This is a genomic window from Streptomyces sp. NPDC089424 (genome assembly GCF_044749345.1).
Taxonomy (GTDB): Bacteria; Actinomycetota; Actinomycetes; order Streptomycetales; family Streptomycetaceae; genus Streptomyces.
This window is the reverse complement of record NZ_JBIVHU010000001.1, coordinates 806,497-823,539: the sequence shown is the minus strand read 5'-3', so window position 1 is coordinate 823,539 and position 17,043 is coordinate 806,497. Positions and strand designations below refer to the sequence as shown.

Sequence of the window (17,043 nt, the reverse complement as noted above, 5' to 3'; positions counted from 1 at the left end):
CACGCCCCGCGCGGGAGGCGGCGGCGCGGGAGGGGTACGTGGTGCCGTTACGCGGCGGCGCGCAGCGGGGCGAGGGCCGCGCTCCAGGCGAGCACCTGGTCGAGGGTGGTGTTCAGGGCCTCCTCCTGGAAGGCGCCGGGCTTGAACTCGCTGAAGTTCTCGAAGTCGTGGAACAGCGACAGGGCGACCTGCGCACGCACGTCGGCCATCTGGAGCTCGGCCGCCACCAGGCGCAGGTGCTCCACCGCACGGGCGCCGCCCAGGGAGCCGTAGCTGACGAAGCCGACGGCCTTGTTGTTCCACTCGGCGTAGAGGAAGTCGATCGCGTTCTTCAGCACCCCGGACGTCGAGTGGTTGTACTCGGGCGTCACGATGATGAAGCCGTCGAAGGAGTCGATCTTGCGCGCCCACTCCTGGGTGTGCGGCTGGGCGTACTGGCCCAGGGACGGCGGGAGCATCTCGTCGAGGTGCGGGAGCTTGTAGTCGAGCAGGTCGACCAGCTCGAACTCGGCTTCGGTGCGCTGCGCGGCGATGTCGCGGACCCAGTGGGCCACGGCCTCGCCGTTACGCCCGGGACGGGTGCTGCCGAGGATGATGCCGATCTTGATCATGCCAAAACCCTTCACAAGGACGCTCCCGGCTCGAACCCGGGATATATTTGCTTCGACAAGCAACCTAGGCATGAAGTGTTTGCTTCGTCAAGTAAGTGAGGGCGCGGTCGATCGGGCCGCGCACCGACCCGAGGAACGAGGTGATGTCTGCATGACACCGGAGCCGGCACCGACCGCTGCCGCGCCGCGACCGCTCACCGCGGACGAGGAGGCCGTCGTGCGGTCCCTGCCGCATCTCGTCCACGCCCTGCCGCGCGCCATCGACGCGGCCCTGGTCCAAGGGCAGCGGCTCCCGCTGACCGAGTACCTGGCCCTGATGCACCTCTCCGAGGCGCCGGGGCGCCGGCTGCGCATGGGGGATCTGGCCGACGCCTGCGAGATGTCGCTGAGCGGCACGACCCGGGTCGTGCACCGGCTGGAGGGCGAGGGGTTCGTCCGGCGGCACCGGTGCGACGAGGACGGCCGCGGCTGGCACGCCGCCCTCACCGACGCCGGGCTCGCCCGCCTAGAAGAGGCCTGGCCGGCCCATCTGGCCGCCATCCGGCGCCACTTGCTCGACCATCTGGCCGGCCTGGACCTCCCGGCGGTCGCCGCCGCCTTCCGGAACGTCGCGACTGAGCGGCCGTGAGGCCTGGCGTGGGGACCACGCCGCGGACGCGGGTCTGGCACGCTCGCCGGCGCCGACGGACCACCGTCGATCCTCCGCGGCGTGATCCAAACGGCAGGCTCTAGCGGTCGAGCAGGTCCAGCGCGCGCTCCCACTCGAACGCGGCGCGGTCCTCCTCGCCCGAGTACGGTTCGCCGAAGCGCACGCCCATCCCCCGCAGCCGTATCAGGCTGTCCGCGTAGGCGGGATGGGCGGCCAGCGCGTCCGCGACGCAGGGCAGGACCGCGATCGGGACGCCGAGGCCGTACGCCTCGCAGAGGGTGGCGACGGCGAGGGTGTCACCGAGGCCCGCCGCCCATTTGTTGAGGGTGTTGAAGGTGGCCGGGGCCACCACCACGGCGTCCGGCGCAGGGAAGGGGCGCGGATCGCCCGGCGCCCGCCAGGCGGAGCGGATCGGGCGGCCGGCCCTGGCCTCGACCGCGGCGACGTCGAAGAAGCCACCCGTCGCGGTGGGCGTCGCGATCACGCCCACCTCCCAGCCCCGCTCCTGCGCGGCGGCGATCAGTACGCCCACGTCCGCGGCGACCCCGGCGGCGCAGACGACGACGTAGAGGAAAGGCTTCCCACCCGGTGCGGTCACCCGGGAACCCTACTGAAGCGGGAAGGACCGCCCCCGCTCCGCCTCCGGCCGCGGACCCCGGATGCGGCGCGCACCCTCGTCGATGGCGACGTCGTTGATGCTGGCCTCCCGCCGGGTCATCAGGCCGTTCCCGTCGAACTCCCACAGTTCGTTGCCGTACGACCGCCACCACCGGCCGTCGGCGTCCCGGCACTCGTACTGGAAGCGGACCGCGATGCGGTCGCCGTCGAACGCCCACAGGTCCTTGCGCAGCGCGTAGTCGAGCTCGCGCTCCCACTTCGCGGTGAGGAACGCGACGATCTCGGCGCGGCCGGTGACGAACGTGTCGCGGTTGCGCCAGACCGAGTCCTCGGAGTAGGCGAGCGCGACCTTGTGCGGGTCGCGGGTGTTCCAGGCGTCCTCGGCGGCCTGCACCTTCTGCGCGGCGCTCTCGCGGGTGAAGGGAGGCAGGGGCGGGCGGGTGCTCATGGGCTCTCCTCGGGCCGGACCTCGTCGGGAGAACGTGCGTTCTCCCTGTCGCTGCTACGGTAGGAGAACGTGCGTTCTCTCGTCAACCGGTACACGCACCCCCCTCGTTCGCACCTCAGGGAAGTGGTCGCCTCATGGACAGCGCAGTCGCCCGGGAGCGGGCCCTGGACGCCGCGGAGCGGCTGTTCTACGGGCGCGGCCTGCAGTCCGTCGGCATGGACGACGTGCGCGGCGCCTCGGGGGTCTCGCTCAAACGCCTGTACCAGCTGTTCCCGGCGAAGGAGCACCTGGTCGTGGCGTATCTGGAGCGGCGTGACGTGCGCTGGCGCGACCGGCTCGCCACGTACGTGGCCGCCCGGCAGGAGCCCCGGGAACGGATCCTCGCGGTCTTCGACTGGCTGGGGCAGTGGTTCGCCGAGGAGGACTTCCGCGGCTGCGCCTGGATCAACGCGTACGGCGAACTGGGCGCCGTCTCCGACGCGGTGGCCGAGCAGGTGCGGGCGCACAAGCGGGCCTTTCGCGAGTACGTCGGCACGCTGGTGGCCGACGCCGGGCTGCCCCCCGCGCTGACCGCGCCGCTCCACCTGCTGGCGGAGGGCGCCATGGCCACGGCCGGGATCACCGGGAGCCCGGAACCCGCCGCGCAGGCCCGCGAGGGGGCCCGGCTGCTGCTGGCGGCGGATGTCACCTCCGCCGGGTCCGCTTCGTCGACGGAGTGACGGTGCGGGGCGGACCGGAGAGAGGGTGACCCCATGGGCGACCAGGAGCAGCTGGCGGCGCGGTTCGAGGCCGAGCGCGGTCGGCTGCGGTCGGTGGCCTTCCGGATTCTGGGCTCGCCCCACGAGGCGGACGACGCCGTCCAGGAGGCCTGGCTGCGGCTGAGCCGCGCGGGCGGCGACGGCATCGGCAACCTGGCCGCCTGGCTGACCACCGTGGTGTCCCGGATCTGCCTCGACATGCTGCGGGCCCGCGCGACCCGGCGCGAGGAGCCGTACGGCCTCGACCTCGGCGCCGACGGCGACGCACCCGGGGACGAAGCGGTGCTGATCGACGCGGTGGGACCGGCGCTGCTGGTCGTGCTGGGCACCCTGGGGCCGGCCGAGCGGGTCGCGTTCGTGCTGCACGACCTGTTCGCCGTGCCCTTCGCGGACATCGCGCGGGTCGTGGGCCGCTCGCAGCCTGCGGCCAAGAAGCTGGCCAGCCGGGCCCGGCAGAAGGTGCGGGGCACTCCGGCGCTGCCCGCCGCCGAGCTGGAGCGGCACCGGCAGGTGGTCGAGGCGTTCCTGGCCGCCGCGCGGGGCGGCGACCTGGCCGCGCTGCTCGACGTACTGGCCCCGGACGTGGTCCGCAGGGCCGACCCCGCCGCGCTGCCGCCGGGGGCACCCGCGCGGCTGCGGGGCGCCCGCGCGGTGGCCGAGGGGACGGTGCGGTTGCGGGAGCGGTCCCGGCACGCGGCCACCGCCCTCGTGGACGGCCGGGTCGGCGTCGTCGTCGCCCCACGCGGCCGGCTGCTGTTCGCCCTCACGGTCACGGTCGAGGGCGGCCGGATCGGCGCGTACGAGGTCGTCGCCGATCCGGACCGGCTGCGGCGGCTCGACCTGGCGGTGCTCGGCGACTTCAGTCCGCGCTGAAGGCCCGGGCCACCGACAGGCTGTCCTCGTACACATGGTGACGGACGATCAGGCCGTCCTCGACGGTGAGGTGCAGGGCGAACCGGGCGCGGTAGGCGCGCCCCGTCGACAGTGCCGTCTGACGGATCTCGCCCAGCACGACGGCGTCGGCGCCGTCCGTGAGGACGTGCTCGATCCGGGTGTCCGCGGCCCCGGGGAGGTGGTGGGCGGCCAACTCGCGGTAGTGGGCGGCGGCGTCGCCGTTCCCCCGCCGCGTGATCCACGGGGTGGCGGCCCGGCCGTGCTCGTCGTCCGGCCAGCTCAGCTTCCAGTCGGTGTGCGCGGCGTACAGTTCGGCGATGCGCGCGGGGTCCCCCTGGCCGATCCTGCGGAGCAGTTCGTCGACCACGGCTCGGGTCGTCGTGGCGGTGGCGGTCATGGCGTTCGTCTCCTTCGGGCGGCGGCCGGTGGGGCTGCTCCCGACTCTGCCCCGAGCGCGCGGACCGGCGCGATTACCCGGCAGGTAATGGGCGGTGCCGGGAGTGTCGAGCAGGTGGATCAAATCGGCGTTTGCCAGTGTTGACGCACGGAGTAGTCCGATTCGCTACGTGACGATGGGACGGTTTCCATGCCTCTTGAGGGTGAGTACGAGCCCAGCCCGGAGCAGTGGGTGCGCGAGCAGGTGGAGTTGTACGAGAGCTCCGGCGGAACGGCGGGGACGACCCTGCTCGACACCGGGTTGCCCGTCGTGGTGCTGACGACGCTGGGTGCGCGGAGCGGCAAGATCCGCAAGACACCGGTGATGCGGGTCGAGCACGACGGCGTGTACGCCGTCGTGGCGTCGCTGGGCGGAGCGCCCAGGCATCCGGTCTGGTACCACAACGTCAAGGCCAATCCGCGGGTGGAACTCCAGGACGGCCCCGTCAAACGGGACATGACCGCCCGGGAGGTCACCGGCGCGGAGAAGGAGCCGTGGTGGGAGCGCGCCGTCGCCGCCTTCCCGCCCTACGCCGACTACCAGAAGAAGACCGACCGGATCATCCCGGTGTTCGTGCTGGAGCCGGTGGACGGGGACTGAATTCTGGCGCGCCCGGTGTGCATGAACGCGAAGGTGCCGGGCACCCGCACGTCAGGCCCCGCCGCGCTCCCCCGTCGCGGCGGGGCTTTCCGCTGCCTCCCCGGCGTGCCGGTCGGTCACGTCGAGGAAGATCTGGTCGGCCTCCGGGACCGTACGGCCGATCGACCGCTTGATGCGCACGGCCACCTCCTCGACCCGCTCGCTGTCCAGACCGGGCACCAGATCCACACGGGCGGCCACCAGCGCCGTGTCGATCCCCGTCTTCATGGTGAACAGCGCCTCCACGCTGTCGATCTCGGGCTGCGCCCGCAGCAGCGAGTGGATCCTGCCGCTCGACTCCGGGTCCGCGGCCTCCCCGATCAGCTGGGCGCGGGCTTCCTTGCCGAGCCGGTACGCCACGTAGACGAGCAGGGCGCCGATGGCGAGCGAGGCGGACGCCTCCCACACCACCTGGCCGGTGACCATGTGCAGCGCCATGCCGATGAGGGCGAGGGTCACCCCGAGCACCGCGGTGCCGTCCTCGGCGACGACGGTGCGCAGCGCCGGGTCGCGCATGCCGTCGGCGAAGCCCTGCCCGCGCAGTTGGTGCAGCGCCCGGAGGAGGGACGCGCCCTCGGCGAGGAGGGCGACACCGAGGACGATCATGCCGGCCAGATAGCCGCCGAAGCTCTCCTCGCCGCCCTTGGCTAGTGCCTCGACGCCCTGGAAGAACGAGAAGCATCCGCCCATCACGAAGATGCCGACGGCCGCGAGCAGCGACCAGAAGAACCGCTCCTTGCCGTATCCGAAGGGGTGCCGCCGGTCGGCGGGGCGGCGGCTGCGGCGCAGCGCGGCGAGCAGGAAGACCTCGTTGAGGCTGTCCGCCACGGAGTGCGCCGCCTCCGACAGCAGGGCCGGCGAGCCGGCGATCACACCGCCGACGGCCTTGGCCACCGCGATCACCAGGTTGGCCGCGAGCGCGACCAGGACGGTGACACGTGTCTTGCGGTCGGCCTTCGATGATTCCGTGGATGTCCGATTCACCACCGCCGATTGCCCCCGCCCGGGCAGATCACACCGTGCCGCGGGCGGAATCGGGGGAACTCGGGGAACCCGGGGCCGGCACACGCCCACGGCAGGGAGGAGACACGTCATGAGCGGCCAGAGTGACGGGGACGGCGGCGGCAACAGCGCCTACGGCCGCAAGTCGTTCCGGCGGTCCAGGAGCCACTTCGCGGACCGCATCACGGCGGACGGCCGGGACGGCTGGCCGGTCGAGGCGGGGCGTTACCGTCTGGTGGTCAGCCGTGCCTGTCCGTGGGCGAGCCGGGCGGTGATCTCACGCCGGCTGCTGGGACTGGAGGCGGCGCTGTCCATGGCCGTCACGGACCCAATCCAGGACGACCGCAGCTGGCGCTTCACCCTCGACCCGGACGACCGCGACCCGGTCCTCGGGATCCGCTTCCTCGGCGAGGCCTACGACCGGCGCGAGAGCGGCTATCCGGGCGGCGTGAGCGTACCGGCGATCGTCGACGTGCCCACCGGGCAGCTCGTCACCAACGACTTCCAGCAGATCACGCTCGACTTCGCCACCGAGTGGACCCCCCTGCACCGCGAGGGCGCGCCGGACCTGTATCCGCGGAGCCGGCGGGACGAGATCGACGAGGTGATGGCGGGCGTCTACGAGGACGTCAACAACGGGGTGTACCGGGCCGGTTTCGCCACCGGCCAGGACGAGTACGAGGCGGCCTGCTCGGACGTCTTCCGGCGGCTGGAGCTGCTGACCCCGCGACTGGCCCGGCAGCGCTACCTGGTCGGCGACACGATCACCGAGGCGGACATCCGGCTGTTCACCACGCTGGTCCGTTTCGACGCCGTCTACCACGGTCACTTCAAGTGCAACCGGTGGAAGCTGACGGAGAACCAGGTGCTCTGGGCGTACGCCCGCGACCTCTTCCAGACGCCCGGCTTCGGCGACACCGTCGACTTCGACCACATCAAGCGGCACTACTACCAGGTGCACACCGGCATCAACCCGACCGGGATCGTGCCGCTCGGCCCGGACCTCGCGGGCTGGAGGACCCAGCACCGCCGTGAGGAGCTCGGCGGGCGGCCGTTCGGGGACGGCATCCCGCCGGGGCCGGTGCGCCGGGCCGAGGAGGTGGCCGTGGCCGGCAGGCCCTGAACCGGCGCCCGCACCGTACGTACCCGGCACGAAGCCCGTAGCTCACGATCGAGACAAGGAGAACCAGGTGGGCAAGAAGAAGAAGCAGAAGCTCCCGGTGGCGTACCAGCCCGTCGGCTGGCTGCTGGGGTGGGCCGGCGGATGGGTGGCCGGGCTCGCCTTCCGCAAGACGTGGATGGCGCTCCGGCACGAGGAGGACGCGCCGGACGCGCTCGACCCGGACCGCAAGTGGGGCGAGATCCTGCTCGCCGCCGCGGTCCAGGGCGCCATCTTCGCCGCCGTGCGCAGCGCCGTGGACCGCGGTGGCGCCAAGGCCATCGAGCGCTCCACCGGCGTGTGGCCGGCGGCGCACAAGGGTGGCCGGGACTGACGCCCGCCCTGGTCAGCCCTGCTTCGGTGCCGTCGGCAGCGTACGGCGCAGGGTGAAGGAGTGCCCCGCCGGGTCGGAGTAGCCGCGTTCCTCGGACGGCCCGGCGGAGTCCTTGGTGTCCACCGGGCGCCCGCCCAGCGAGACGATGCGGCGCTCGGCCGCGTCCAGGTCCGTGACGATGAACTCCAGGTGCGCCTGGAGGGAGTTCTCGGGGCGCGGCCAGCTCGGCGGCGTGGCGTTGACGTCGCGCCGGAAGGCCAGACGGGTGCCGTCGGGGCTGCGGATCTCCACACGGTTGGCCGTCGCGTCGGTCTCCTCGGCCTCCATGAACTCCTTGTAGAACACGGCGAGCTTCTCGGGCTCGGCGCAGTCGAGCACCATGACGCCGGCGGTCACCACTGACATGTCGTCCTCCGAAGGGTCCGGCGCGGGACCGTGGTGTCCGGCGCCCTGTCCTTGCGGTTGTCCCGGCCCGGCGGAATCAGGCTGCTCACTTGCAGCCCCGGCCGGGCTCCACCCGGGGCCAGGACTCCACCCCGTCGGAGTCCTGGACGTACACGGCGGTGGTGTCGGCGGACCGCCACAGGCGCCGTTCGCCGAGGTGGTGGCCGGTGTCGCGGGCGTCCGCCGGGAGGCGGGCGGCGGGGAGGTAGCGGCCGGCGAGCATGGTGGCGGGGAGCGCGCCCTCGGGGTCGCGGGCGTAGGTGACGCCCCGGGTCTCCAGGAAGGTGACCGACTCCCAGCCGCAGTGCGCGTCGCCGCGGACGGTGTGCAGTTCGGTGAACGGCACGCGGGCGCCGTGGGCGTCGGTCCAGAGATCGTAGGGCCGGGTGTCGGTGAACCACGCCGGGAGTTCGACGGGGTCGCACACGGCGCTCGTCTCCGGACCCCACCCCGGGGAGCCGGGGCGGTCCTTCGCGACCACGACGGCGACCTTCGTCCGGCCGGCCACGTCGAAGGAGTACAGGACGCGCTCGGCGCTCGTGCGTTCCGCGCGGTAGCCGTGGTCCGGCACCTCGGCCTGCTCGACCTCGAAGTAGACCGCGAGGCCCTCCTCGGGAGTGGCTCCCCCGTCGGCCTCGCCCCAGCCCCCGCTCGGGCCGCCGGTCCAGATCTCCCCGTCGCACTCCAGCGCCCGGCCCGCGGCGCCGGCGTCGAGGTCCGGGGCGGGCGCGGCACGATCGCCGGTGGGGCGCGCGGGGAGGTGCAGGGGCCCGTCGTACGGCCGAGCCGGAGGGGTACCGGTGATCACCAGGTCCTCGCGGTCGCCCTGGTCCGCCGCGCATCCCGTCGCCGTCACCGCCAGCAGTACCGCGCCCGCCGTCCTCGCTCCACCGCGCATGTCTCTCCTCGGGCCGTGCTTTCGTCGTCCCTCCCTGGACGCGCCGGCCGCCCGGAACGTTCGCTCAGCGCGTGGTGCGGAACGTACGGCGGTACGCCTGCGGCGAGACACCGATCGCGGCGTGCAGGTGCTGGCGCAGGGACGCGCCCGTGGCGAAGCCGACCTCGCCGGCGATGTGGTCGACGGGGAGGTCGCTGGACTCCAGGAGGTGCCGGGCGCGGGCGACGCGCTGCTGGATGAGCCAGCGGCCGGGGCTGACCCCCACTTCGTCGTGGAAGCGGCGGGCGAAGGTGCGCAGGCTCATCCGGGCCTGGGCGGCGAGGTCGGACAGGGTGAGCGGTTCGCCGAGGTGTTCGAGGGCCCAGACGCGGGTGGCGGCGGTGCTCGCGGCACCGGCGGCGGGCACGGGCTGCTCGATGTACTGGGCCTGGCCGCCTTCCCGGAACGGCGGCACCACGCAGCGCCGCGCGACCGCGTTGGCGAGCCGGCTGCCGTGGTCCTTGCGCACGAGGTGCAGGCAGACGTCGACGCCGGAGGCGGCCCCGGCGGAGGTCAGGACGGGGTCGTCGTCGACGAAGAGGACGTCGGGGTCGAGTTCGACGTGCGGGAACATCCGCCGGAAGAGGTCGGCGAGGTTCCAGTGCGTGGTGGCCCTGCGGCCGTCGAGCAGTCCGGCGGCGGCCAGCACGAAGGCGCCGGTGCAGATCGAGACGACGCGGGTGCCGGGGCGGATCCTGGCGAGCGCGGCCCGCACCTCGTCCGGCACGTGGTCGGTCAGGAACTCCTGTCCGACCGGCGGGATCACCACCGTGTCGGCCGTGGCCAGGGCGTCGGGACCCCGCTCGACGGTGATCGAGAAGTCGGCGTTGGTGCGCACCGGACCGCCGTCCGCGCTGCACGTCCGGACGTCGTAACGGCCGTCGGCCGCACCGAAGATGCGGCTGGGGATGCCCAGTTCGAAGGGGTACACGCCGTCGAGGGCCAGGACCACGACCCGTTGCACACGCTGCATGGCACGATCTTATCGAAGGTTGGCAATCGTGCCATTTTCCTGGCGGGCGGATCCGGGCAGGCTGGGTGACCATGAGCACTGTGAACACCATGCGAGCCCTCACCCAGGACGTCCTCGGCGGTCCCGAGGTCCTCAAGCTGACGGAGGTGCCGCGGCCGGTCCCGCGGCCGAACGAGGTGCTGGTCCGGGTGCGGGCCGCCGGCGTGAACCCGACCGACTGGAAGCACCGCGCCACCGGCGGCTTCCTCGGCGCGCCGCCCTTCACCCTCGGCTGGGACGTGTCCGGCGTCGTCGAGGAGACCGGTGTGGGCGTCGCCCTCCACCAGCCGGGCGACGAGGTCTTCGGCATGCTGCCCTACCCCTTCGGGCACGGCTCGCACGCCGAGTACGTGATCGCCCCGGCCCGCGCCCTCGTCCCGAAGCCCGCCGGACTCGACCACACACAGGCCGGGGCGCTGCCGCTGGTCTCCCTGACCGCCTGGCAGGCGCTGGTGGAGCGGGCGGACCTGCGTCCGGGCGGCCGGGTGCTGATCCACGCCGCGGCGGGCGGCGTCGGGCACGTGGCCGTGCAGATCGCCAAGGCCCGGGGCGCGTACGTGATCGGCACGGCGAGCGCGGGCAAGCACGACTTCCTGCGCGAGATCGGCGTGGACGAGCCGGTCGACTACCGGACGACCGACTTCGAGGAGGCCGTCGGGGACGTCGACGTCGTGCTCGACACCATCGGCGGCGACCACTCCGTGCGCTCGCTGCGCGTACTGCGCCCGGGCGGCATCGTGGTGTCGATCCTGCCGGTCGGCTCGGACGACTTCCACGCCGAGGCCGAGCGGCTCGGCGTGCGGGCGGTCCGGATGCTGGTGGACGCCGACCAGCACGGCATGAGGGCCGTCGCGGGACTCGTCGAGGAGGGCAAGCTGCGGCCCTCGATCTCGGGGACCTTCCCGCTGGCCGAGGCCGCCAAGGCGCACGAGATCGGCGACCTGGGCCGGACCACCGGCAAGCTGGTGCTGCTGGGCGACTGACCCGCGCCCGACGACCGCCGGCCCGCCAGGACCTCACCAGGATCTGGCGGGCCCTGTCGTAACACTTCGTTCAAGTAGCGAAGAAACTCGGTCGCGTTTCGAAGACATATGTCAACCGAACATGCTGCAATGCTTTCCATCGAGGGTAACTTGCAGAGCAGGGCCCGCAGTTGTGGGCCCACCGGCACCGGTGGGGAGGTGGACGTGGAGCGGAACACCGCGCCGCTCACCCGTCATCTGCGGGTCCACCGGGAGCGCGGGCACACCGTCCTGGAGTTCCGGGGGGAGATCGACATCGCCGCGGCCGAGGAGATCCTGCCCCACCTGGACGAGCTGACGGCGCGCCCCGGCGCCCGGATCGTGATCGACCTCAGCCCGGTGGAGTTCTTCGACTGCTCGGGACTGCGCCTGCTGTACCGGGCGCACAGCCGGGTGCTGGCCCACGGGGGACGCCTGCACCTGGTGTGCGCCCACCCCCTGACGCTGCGCGTGCTGCGGGTCACCGGACTGCACCGGCTGCTGCCGCCGCTGCCGACCCTCGACGACGCCCTGCGGCGGCCCGGGACCCCCACGGTCTGACACCCGCGCCGTCCCCCGTCTCCCCTTCCGCACCCCATCGGTCGTACACGGGTCAACCGATCGGACTGGCGCGGGATTTGGCGGGCATGGGGGAGAACAGGAAGGAGGACCGTCGCCCATGACGACTTCGATCAAGCGCATGCCCGGCTGGGCGAAGGCACTGAGCGCCGTCGTGGTGGTGCTCGCCGTGCTGTTCGCCGGGATCCGGCTGAGTGTGCTGCCGGGCCTGAAGGACCTGTTCGGCACGGAGACCCACGACCGCTCGGGGCCGGCCCTGCTCAAGTCGATAAAGGACATGAGCCGCTACGACGCCGCGTCCGGCAACTTCCAGGTCGTCGTCGACCTGGAGAAGGACACCAAGTACCTGCCCGACGCCATCCGCGGCACCCGCACCCTGTACATCGGGGCGGGCACCGTCGACGCCTACGTCGACCTCGGCAAGGTCGGCGAGGACGACGTGACGGTCAACGAGGACCGGACGTCCGCCACGCTGCGGCTGCCGCACGCGGCACTCGGCAAGCCCGCACTCGACCCCGACCGCTCCTACGCCGTCTCCAAGCAGCGCGGTCTGTTCGACCGGCTCGGCGACCTCTTCTCGGACAACCCCAACGGTGAACAGGCCGTGCAGCAGCTCGCGGTGCGCCACATCCGCGACGCGGCGAAGGAGAGCGAACTGACCCGGCGCGCCGAGACCAACACCACCGGCATGCTCGAAGGACTGCTGGGCTCGCTCGGTTTCAAGGAGGTCAAGGTCACCTACGGCACCTGATCAGGTGCCGAGGACACCGGGCAGGGCGAGGGCGCCGAGCAGGGTGGAGCCCACCAGCAGCCAGGCCACGTAGTCCCCGACGTGCCCGGACTGCAGGCGCCGCAGCGGCAGCGCCCGGTCCGGGGCGGCGAGCAGCTTGGGCCGGGCCACGGCCGCCGCGGCCAGCCCCACGGCGAGCGCCGTCGAGAAGAGGCCCAGCACGACGCCGAGCGGCGTCCAGTGCACGGGCACGACGGCGCCGCCGGAGCCCGCCTCGTTCACCACGTGCGCCACCGCCTCGGCGAAACCCGGGACCACCCCGGCGACGAGCGCGCCGGCGAGCAGCAGCGCCGGGACGACGGTCATGGTGTCGGGGACGGCGCCGAGGCGTCCCCGGGTCTCCGGTTCCTCGCCGGAGCCGGTCGTCTCGTACTCCCCCGCCTCCGGAGGCGGGGGCCCGAGGCCCAGGAAGACCCGCCCGGCGACCCGCAGCACCGCGGCCGCCGTCAGCGCCGAGGCGACCACGTACAGCCCGGCCAGTGCCCCGCCCGTCGCCTCCTCCGCCACCGACTTGCCGAGCGACCCGGCGAACGGCGGCAGCCCGGCGAGGGCCAGGCCGCCCACACCGAACAGCACGGCCACGGTGCGCAGGTCGCGGCCGCGCCCGTGCAAGGCGTGCTCGTCGACGCTGCCGTACCGGTCCAGCAGGATGCCCGCGCAGGCGAACAGGGCGGCCTTCACACCGGCGTGGCCGAGGATGTAGAGCGCGATCCCGTCGTCGGCCTCCGGGGTGAGGACGCCGATGCCGATCAGGAACAGCCCGGTGTGGGCGACGGTCGAGTACGCCAGGAGCCGCTTGATGTGGCGCTGGTACCAGCACATGAGGGCCCCGACGACCGCCGTCAGCACCCCCAGCACGACGAGGACCCGTCCGAGGTCGGGGGCAGGGATCCCGCCGGGCCCGGCGAAGACCGTCCCGTACACCCGCCAGACGCCGAAGACCCCCAGCTCGACCATGACTCCGGACAGCAGCATGCACACCGGCGTGGGGGCCACGGCGTGGGCGTCCGGCAGCCAGAAGTGGAAGGGCACGGCCGCCGACTTGACCAGCAGGCCGGTGAGCACCAGCACGAAGCTCGCGAGGACCAGCGCGTCGGGCCCGCCGTGCGCGTCCAGTCCCCGGCCGATCAGCGACATCGACAGCTCGCCGGTGCGCGCGTACAGCAGGGCGATGCCCATCAGCACGGCGTACGCGCCCAGCGAGTTGACGACGCCGAAGGTGAGCGCGCCCTGCACGGCCTTGGCCTCCTCGACGCGGTAGCCGGTCAGCGCGTACGCCACGACGCTCATGAGCTCGAAGAACACGAACGCGTTGAACAGGTCGCCCGCGATCGCGAAGCCGCACATGCCGGCCTGGAACAGCAGCATCAGGGCCGGGAACGAGCCGGCGTGCCGGCGCGGCGGCTCCTCGAAGTAGCGCCAGGAGTACGCAAGGGCCGCCAGCGTCAGCAGTGAGGCGAGCGCGGCCATGCCGAGCCCGGGGCCGTCCCCCACCAGCACGACGCCGATGCCGCGGCCGTCCACGGGCGTCCAGCCGCCGACCCATTCCGTCCGGGGCGGCGAGCAGTTCAGCAACAGCCAGACGGCGAGCGCGGCGGTCCCCGCCGAGACGGCGCAGCCGACGGTGTCGGCGGCGACCCGGGGCAGGGCCCGGCCCACGGCGACCAGCAGGCCGGCCCCGAGGAGCGGGACGGCGACGAGGAGCGGCAGCAGGTGGTGCATCAGCCCCGCAGCTCCGACAGCTCGTCGGGGTCGACCGTGCCGTGCCGCTTGGAGATCTGCACGACCAGCGCGAGCAGGAGCGCGGTGACGGTGGCACCGACCACGACGTCGGTGAGGGCCAGCGCCTGCACGACGGGGTCGACGACCGGACGGGAGCCCGGTTCGATGTCGGAGAACACGGGGGCGGTCGCGTCGTCCCGGTAGCCGACGGCTAGCAGCAGCACGTACGTGGCCGCCTGACAGACCGACAGGCAGCCGACCGCGTGGATCAGGTTGCGGCTGGTGGCCAGTCCGTAGCACCCGGCCAGGAAGACCCACACGGCGACCAGATACGGCAGCACGGCCGGCAACTCGTTCACGTGCGCTCCTCCTCGATCTCGACGGCCTGGTCCAGGAAGCGGGCGAGCAGGACGACGACCGCGCAGGCGACCTCCATGCCGATGGCCGCGTTCAGCAGGGGGACGAGGCCGCCGGAGGACAGGGTGTTGAAGGTGCCGTACGGCAGCAGGGTGTTGGCCAGGAAGGCAGTGCCGGCGAGCACGCCGGCGAGACCCAGCACGACGTAGGCGCAGGCGGCGACCGCGTCGCCGACCTCGTAGAGGCCGACGGGGCGGATGCGTTCCAGGGCCCGGTAGTCCGCGCCGAGGTAGAGCAGGTGCAGGGCGGTCGCGACGGCCACGCCGCCCTGGAAGCCGCCGCCGGGGCTGAGCTGGCCGTGCGCCACCACGTAGAGGCCGACGAGCAGGGCGACCGGCAGGACGACCAGGGCGTAGCGCCGCACCGGCGGCTCCACGTCGGCCGGTTCCGGCCGGGCGCGGTGTTCGTCGCGGGTCTGGCGCAGCAGGACCACGCAGCCGAGGACGGCGGCGAACAGGATGGTCATCTCGCCGAGGGTGTCGTAGGCGCGCTGGTCGAAGTTGACCGAGGAGATGGTGTTGGCGGTGCGCCGGGCGAGGGAGGCGCGCACGGCCCGGTCCCCGTACGGGTGCGAGGCGCCGCCGAAGGCGGGCAGTTCCGGACAGGCGGCGACGAGCAGCGCGGCCAGTCCCGTGCCGCCGACGACCAGCAGCCACAGCCGCAGCCGCCGGCTCACCGCTCACGCCCCTCGCGCCGGCCGCGGCGTCTGGCCTTGCGCACGGTGAGCAGCAGCAACAGCGGGGTGACGGCGGAGCCGACGGCCAGTTGCGACAGGGCGACGTCGGGGGCCTGGAGGGCGGTGAACAGTACCGCGAGCACGACGCCGAGGACGGCCAGCACGAGCGCCTGGCGCACCGGGTCACGGACCGCGACGGCGAGGGTCGCGGTGCCTGCCACGAGCAGCAGCGCCACGACCACCACGGGGTCAGCCACCGCGCACCCCCCGGATGCCGCCGGTCAGCGCCCGGGTGGCGACCACGTTCCCGCCGACCAGCAGCGCCCCGACCACCAGCAGCTTGAGCGTCGCCCGGCCGGGCGCGGTCACCACGCACAGCGCGAGCACGACGGCCGTGCCGAGGGCGGCCGTCGCCCAGGTCGGCCCCCACAGGCGCGGTGGGTGCGCGGCCAGTTCGCCGGCGAGCAGCCGGGCGAAGACGAGGGTGCCCACCGGGCCCAGCAGGGCGAGGACCAGGGCCACGTCGACGTACGCCGGACGCTCGTAGGCCTGGGAGAGCAGAAGCAGGCCGGGGCAGGCGACGGCGGTGGCGAGGTTCTGCGCCACGACCCGGCGGCCGAGTGGGCCGGTGGCCACGCCCCACAAGGTGACCGCGAGTCCGCCACCCAGAGTGGCGGCCGCCGCGAGCAGCCAGCCGTTCACCGGTCGGTCACCGCCCGGCGGGCGGCCCGCGCCGCCGGCGCCGCCAGGGCCGCGGCGCTCGCGCCCACGACCAGTTCCAGGGTGTCGACCGCGCTGATGAGAGCCAGCCACAGCGCGACGAGCAGCACCCACCAGGTCAGCACCTCGGCCACGGCGAGCAGCCTCGTACGCCGGGTCATCGGGCAGCCACCTCCGCGGGCTCCTCGGGTCACTGCGCGTCATCAAAGCACCGGCACCGGGCGGGGGCGGGGCGGCGCGCGGATCCCGGGCGGGGTGCCCCCGCCGGACAAAGGCAAACCGGCACCGCATCTCTGCGGGGTCCGGGGGTAATCGCGTTGATGGCCGAGGGAAGTTGAAGTCTGGAGGACCGAGTGGCCCGTGCAGCATTGCTGTCCCGCGTTCTGACCCGCCCGCGACCTGCCAAGCAGCCCGCCAAGCGGGGCGCCGAACAGCCCGCCAAGGGGGGCGCCAAGCGGCCCGCCGCCGGGCGGACCGCCAAACCGTCCGCCGGTGAACGGTTCGCCAAGGCTTTCTCCTGGCGGTCCGCCGAACCGCCCGCCAAGGGGTCCGCCCCGACATCCGGCAAGCGGCCCGCCAAGACGTCCACCAAGACATCCGCCAAGCGCTCCGCCGGACCGCGGGCCGAGAAGGGTGCCGAGCCGAAGCGCTCACTGCTCGCCTCGATCGGCCGGGCGCTGGCCATGACCTGCGCCTTCGCCTTCATGGTGGCCTTCGCCGTGGTGCTGGCCAAGCTGACGCTGCAACCCTCGCCCGCTTCGGAGGCGCTGACGCACACCAACCTGCAGCCCGGCGACTCCCTGCAGGCCTACCTGAATCAGCCGGAACTGCGGGACGCGGTGAAGCAGATCGGCGGCAACCTGCTGCTCGGCGTGCCGTTCGGTGTGCTGGTACCCGTCCTCGCGCCGCGGGCCCGGGGGATCCTGCGGGTGCTCCTGCTCACCGCCGTCGTGATGCTCGCGGTGGAGCTGGTGCAGGGTGCGATGATCACCGGCCGCGCCTTCGACATCGACGACGTCATCCTGAACACGACCGGGGCGCTGGCCGGGTATCTGCTGGTGGGGCGCAGGCTCGGCCGGGCGGTGCACGCGCGGCGCTGAGGACCTCAACTCCTGGTCTGGGCCAAGGTATTGACGCGTCCTTACCTCATCCCTTAAATCAAGGGGAATCCTTCACCCCCCACCTCAGTCGGCGCTC

24 protein-coding genes are annotated in these 17,043 nt (G+C 73.1%); 10 read left to right on the top strand and 14 right to left on the bottom strand.

The window, feature by feature from the left end:
• Nucleotides 1-47 precede the first annotated feature (47 nt).
• Nucleotides 48-611, bottom strand: coding sequence for an NADPH-dependent FMN reductase (locus tag ACIP2X_RS03610; RefSeq protein WP_401666969.1), 564 nt, complete (start codon nt 609-611; stop codon nt 48-50).
• Nucleotides 612-762: 151 nt separating this feature from the next.
• Between ACIP2X_RS03610 and ACIP2X_RS03605 the strand changes: the two genes are divergently transcribed.
• Nucleotides 763-1,239: a MarR family winged helix-turn-helix transcriptional regulator gene (locus tag ACIP2X_RS03605; RefSeq protein ID WP_401666966.1), complete on the top strand. Its 477-nt coding sequence runs from the start codon at nt 763-765 to the stop codon at nt 1,237-1,239.
• A 100-nt stretch (nt 1,240-1,339) separates the two neighbouring features.
• Here ACIP2X_RS03605 and ACIP2X_RS03600 read toward each other — a convergent pair whose 3' ends face one another.
• The gene (locus ACIP2X_RS03600) at nt 1,340-1,858 is read right to left on the bottom strand and encodes a flavoprotein (RefSeq protein WP_401666963.1); all 519 of its coding nucleotides are present in this window, start codon (nt 1,856-1,858) and stop codon (nt 1,340-1,342) included.
• Nucleotides 1,859-1,867: 9 nt separating this feature from the next.
• Nucleotides 1,868-2,326: a nuclear transport factor 2 family protein gene (locus ACIP2X_RS03595; protein ID WP_401666960.1), complete on the bottom strand. Its 459-nt coding sequence runs from the start codon at nt 2,324-2,326 to the stop codon at nt 1,868-1,870.
• Between the two features lie 134 nt (nt 2,327-2,460).
• Here ACIP2X_RS03595 and ACIP2X_RS03590 point away from each other — a divergent pair, with 134 nt between their 5' ends.
• On the top strand, nt 2,461-3,045 hold the full coding sequence (locus ACIP2X_RS03590; protein WP_401666958.1) for a TetR/AcrR family transcriptional regulator: 585 nt from the start codon (nt 2,461-2,463) through the stop codon (nt 3,043-3,045).
• Nucleotides 3,046-3,078: 33 nt separating this feature from the next.
• Entirely contained in the window at nt 3,079-3,957 is an 879-nt protein-coding gene (locus ACIP2X_RS03585) for a sigma-70 family RNA polymerase sigma factor (protein WP_401666955.1), read from the top strand.
• Here ACIP2X_RS03585 and ACIP2X_RS03580 read toward each other — a convergent pair.
• On the bottom strand, nt 3,944-4,375 hold the full coding sequence (locus tag ACIP2X_RS03580; RefSeq protein ID WP_401666952.1) for a nuclear transport factor 2 family protein: 432 nt from the start codon (nt 4,373-4,375) through the stop codon (nt 3,944-3,946). The two genes, ACIP2X_RS03585 and ACIP2X_RS03580, sit on opposite strands and share 14 nt — an antisense overlap.
• A 189-nt stretch (nt 4,376-4,564) precedes the next feature.
• Between ACIP2X_RS03580 and ACIP2X_RS03575 the strand changes: the two genes are divergently transcribed.
• Nucleotides 4,565-5,014 (top strand): nitroreductase family deazaflavin-dependent oxidoreductase, encoded by a 450-nt coding sequence (locus ACIP2X_RS03575; protein ID WP_401666950.1) that lies wholly within the window; start codon nt 4,565-4,567, stop codon nt 5,012-5,014.
• A gap of 51 nt (nt 5,015-5,065) precedes the next feature.
• Here ACIP2X_RS03575 and ACIP2X_RS03570 read toward each other — a convergent pair whose 3' ends face one another.
• A complete protein-coding gene (locus ACIP2X_RS03570; RefSeq protein WP_401666947.1) occupies nt 5,066-6,037 on the bottom strand; it encodes a cation diffusion facilitator family transporter in 972 nt (323 codons plus the stop codon).
• Between the two features lie 109 nt (nt 6,038-6,146).
• Here ACIP2X_RS03570 and ACIP2X_RS03565 point away from each other — a divergent pair, with 109 nt between their 5' ends.
• The gene (locus ACIP2X_RS03565; protein WP_401666945.1) at nt 6,147-7,178 is read left to right on the top strand and encodes a glutathione S-transferase family protein; all 1,032 of its coding nucleotides are present in this window, start codon (nt 6,147-6,149) and stop codon (nt 7,176-7,178) included.
• A 67-nt stretch (nt 7,179-7,245) separates the two neighbouring features.
• Entirely contained in the window at nt 7,246-7,548 is a 303-nt protein-coding gene (locus ACIP2X_RS03560) for a DUF4235 domain-containing protein (protein WP_401666942.1), read from the top strand.
• A gap of 12 nt (nt 7,549-7,560) precedes the next feature.
• On the opposite strand, the gene ACIP2X_RS03555 is transcribed toward ACIP2X_RS03560, so the two are convergent.
• The 3 genes from ACIP2X_RS03555 to ACIP2X_RS03545 all read right to left on the bottom strand — a co-directional run bounded on the left by ACIP2X_RS03555 (nt 7,561) and on the right by ACIP2X_RS03545 (nt 9,902).
• Nucleotides 7,561-7,953 carry a VOC family protein gene (locus ACIP2X_RS03555; protein WP_401666940.1) on the bottom strand — a complete coding sequence of 131 codons (393 nt, stop codon included), beginning with the start codon at nt 7,951-7,953 and terminating at the stop codon, nt 7,561-7,563.
• Between the two features lie 85 nt (nt 7,954-8,038).
• A complete protein-coding gene (locus ACIP2X_RS03550) occupies nt 8,039-8,890 on the bottom strand; it encodes a hypothetical protein (protein ID WP_401666937.1) in 852 nt (283 codons plus the stop codon).
• Nucleotides 8,891-8,954: 64 nt separating this feature from the next.
• On the bottom strand, nt 8,955-9,902 hold the full coding sequence (locus tag ACIP2X_RS03545) for a GlxA family transcriptional regulator (protein ID WP_401666934.1): 948 nt from the start codon (nt 9,900-9,902) through the stop codon (nt 8,955-8,957).
• Between the two features lie 71 nt (nt 9,903-9,973).
• Here ACIP2X_RS03545 and ACIP2X_RS03540 point away from each other — a divergent pair, with 71 nt between their 5' ends.
• The 3 genes from ACIP2X_RS03540 (at nt 9,974) to ACIP2X_RS03530 (ending at nt 12,272) form a co-directional block, all read left to right on the top strand.
• Nucleotides 9,974-10,924 carry an NADP-dependent oxidoreductase gene (locus tag ACIP2X_RS03540; protein WP_401666931.1) on the top strand — a complete coding sequence of 317 codons (951 nt, stop codon included), beginning with the start codon at nt 9,974-9,976 and terminating at the stop codon, nt 10,922-10,924.
• A 129-nt stretch (nt 10,925-11,053) separates the two neighbouring features.
• The gene (locus tag ACIP2X_RS03535) at nt 11,054-11,503 is read left to right on the top strand and encodes an anti-sigma factor antagonist (RefSeq protein WP_401666929.1); all 450 of its coding nucleotides are present in this window, start codon (nt 11,054-11,056) and stop codon (nt 11,501-11,503) included.
• A 118-nt stretch (nt 11,504-11,621) separates the two neighbouring features.
• The gene (locus ACIP2X_RS03530; protein WP_401666926.1) at nt 11,622-12,272 is read left to right on the top strand and encodes a DUF4230 domain-containing protein; all 651 of its coding nucleotides are present in this window, start codon (nt 11,622-11,624) and stop codon (nt 12,270-12,272) included.
• Here the strand turns inward: ACIP2X_RS03530 and ACIP2X_RS03525 are convergent, their stop codons facing one another.
• Genes ACIP2X_RS03525 through ACIP2X_RS03500 form a run of 6 tightly spaced genes read right to left on the bottom strand, consistent with a single transcriptional unit; the run spans nt 12,273 to nt 16,007 of the window.
• Complete coding sequence (locus ACIP2X_RS03525) at nt 12,273-14,033, bottom strand: complex I subunit 5 family protein (RefSeq protein ID WP_401666924.1); 1,761 nt, start codon at nt 14,031-14,033, stop codon at nt 12,273-12,275.
• Entirely contained in the window at nt 14,033-14,383 is a 351-nt protein-coding gene (locus ACIP2X_RS03520) for a sodium:proton antiporter (protein ID WP_401668821.1), read from the bottom strand. Before ACIP2X_RS03520 ends, ACIP2X_RS03525 begins: the two co-directional genes overlap by 1 nt.
• A gap of 5 nt (nt 14,384-14,388) precedes the next feature.
• Entirely contained in the window at nt 14,389-15,126 is a 738-nt protein-coding gene (locus tag ACIP2X_RS03515; protein ID WP_401666922.1) for an MnhB domain-containing protein, read from the bottom strand.
• A complete protein-coding gene (locus ACIP2X_RS03510) occupies nt 15,123-15,383 on the bottom strand; it encodes a hydrogenase subunit MbhD domain-containing protein (RefSeq protein ID WP_401666919.1) in 261 nt (86 codons plus the stop codon). Before ACIP2X_RS03510 ends, ACIP2X_RS03515 begins: the two co-directional genes overlap by 4 nt.
• Nucleotides 15,376-15,828, bottom strand: a complete 453-nt coding sequence (locus ACIP2X_RS03505; protein WP_401666916.1) for a monovalent cation/H+ antiporter complex subunit F — start codon at nt 15,826-15,828, stop codon at nt 15,376-15,378. Before ACIP2X_RS03505 ends, ACIP2X_RS03510 begins: the two co-directional genes overlap by 8 nt.
• Nucleotides 15,825-16,007 carry a hypothetical protein gene (locus ACIP2X_RS03500; protein WP_401666914.1) on the bottom strand — a complete coding sequence of 61 codons (183 nt, stop codon included), beginning with the start codon at nt 16,005-16,007 and terminating at the stop codon, nt 15,825-15,827. The genes ACIP2X_RS03505 and ACIP2X_RS03500 overlap by 4 nt, the downstream gene beginning before the upstream one ends.
• A 492-nt stretch (nt 16,008-16,499) precedes the next feature.
• On the opposite strand from ACIP2X_RS03500, the gene ACIP2X_RS03495 reads away from it, so the two are divergent.
• Nucleotides 16,500-16,946, top strand: a complete 447-nt coding sequence (locus ACIP2X_RS03495) for a VanZ family protein (RefSeq protein WP_401668819.1) — start codon at nt 16,500-16,502, stop codon at nt 16,944-16,946.
• The last annotated feature ends 97 nt before the right edge of the window (nt 16,947-17,043 follow it).

Coding starts and splice junctions, on each gene's coding strand:
- ACIP2X_RS03610 (WP_401666969.1), bottom strand. CDS start 611: ATGATCAAGATCGGCATCATCCTCGGCAGCACCCGTCCCGGGCGTAAC.
- ACIP2X_RS03605 (WP_401666966.1), top strand. CDS start 763: ATGACACCGGAGCCGGCACCGACCGCTGCCGCGCCGCGACCGCTCACC.
- ACIP2X_RS03595 (WP_401666960.1), bottom strand. CDS start 2,326: ATGAGCACCCGCCCGCCCCTGCCTCCCTTCACCCGCGAGAGCGCCGCG.
- ACIP2X_RS03590 (WP_401666958.1), top strand. CDS start 2,461: ATGGACAGCGCAGTCGCCCGGGAGCGGGCCCTGGACGCCGCGGAGCGG.
- ACIP2X_RS03585 (WP_401666955.1), top strand. CDS start 3,079: ATGGGCGACCAGGAGCAGCTGGCGGCGCGGTTCGAGGCCGAGCGCGGT.
- ACIP2X_RS03580 (WP_401666952.1), bottom strand. CDS start 4,375: ATGACCGCCACCGCCACGACGACCCGAGCCGTGGTCGACGAACTGCTC.
- ACIP2X_RS03575 (WP_401666950.1), top strand. CDS start 4,565: ATGCCTCTTGAGGGTGAGTACGAGCCCAGCCCGGAGCAGTGGGTGCGC.
- ACIP2X_RS03565 (WP_401666945.1), top strand. CDS start 6,147: ATGAGCGGCCAGAGTGACGGGGACGGCGGCGGCAACAGCGCCTACGGC.
- ACIP2X_RS03555 (WP_401666940.1), bottom strand. CDS start 7,953: ATGTCAGTGGTGACCGCCGGCGTCATGGTGCTCGACTGCGCCGAGCCC.
- ACIP2X_RS03550 (WP_401666937.1), bottom strand. CDS start 8,890: ATGCGCGGTGGAGCGAGGACGGCGGGCGCGGTACTGCTGGCGGTGACG.
- ACIP2X_RS03545 (WP_401666934.1), bottom strand. CDS start 9,902: ATGCAGCGTGTGCAACGGGTCGTGGTCCTGGCCCTCGACGGCGTGTAC.
- ACIP2X_RS03540 (WP_401666931.1), top strand. CDS start 9,974: ATGAGCACTGTGAACACCATGCGAGCCCTCACCCAGGACGTCCTCGGC.
- ACIP2X_RS03535 (WP_401666929.1), top strand. CDS start 11,054: ATGCTTTCCATCGAGGGTAACTTGCAGAGCAGGGCCCGCAGTTGTGGG.
- ACIP2X_RS03530 (WP_401666926.1), top strand. CDS start 11,622: ATGACGACTTCGATCAAGCGCATGCCCGGCTGGGCGAAGGCACTGAGC.
- ACIP2X_RS03525 (WP_401666924.1), bottom strand. CDS start 14,033: ATGCACCACCTGCTGCCGCTCCTCGTCGCCGTCCCGCTCCTCGGGGCC.
- ACIP2X_RS03500 (WP_401666914.1), bottom strand. CDS start 16,007: ATGACCCGGCGTACGAGGCTGCTCGCCGTGGCCGAGGTGCTGACCTGG.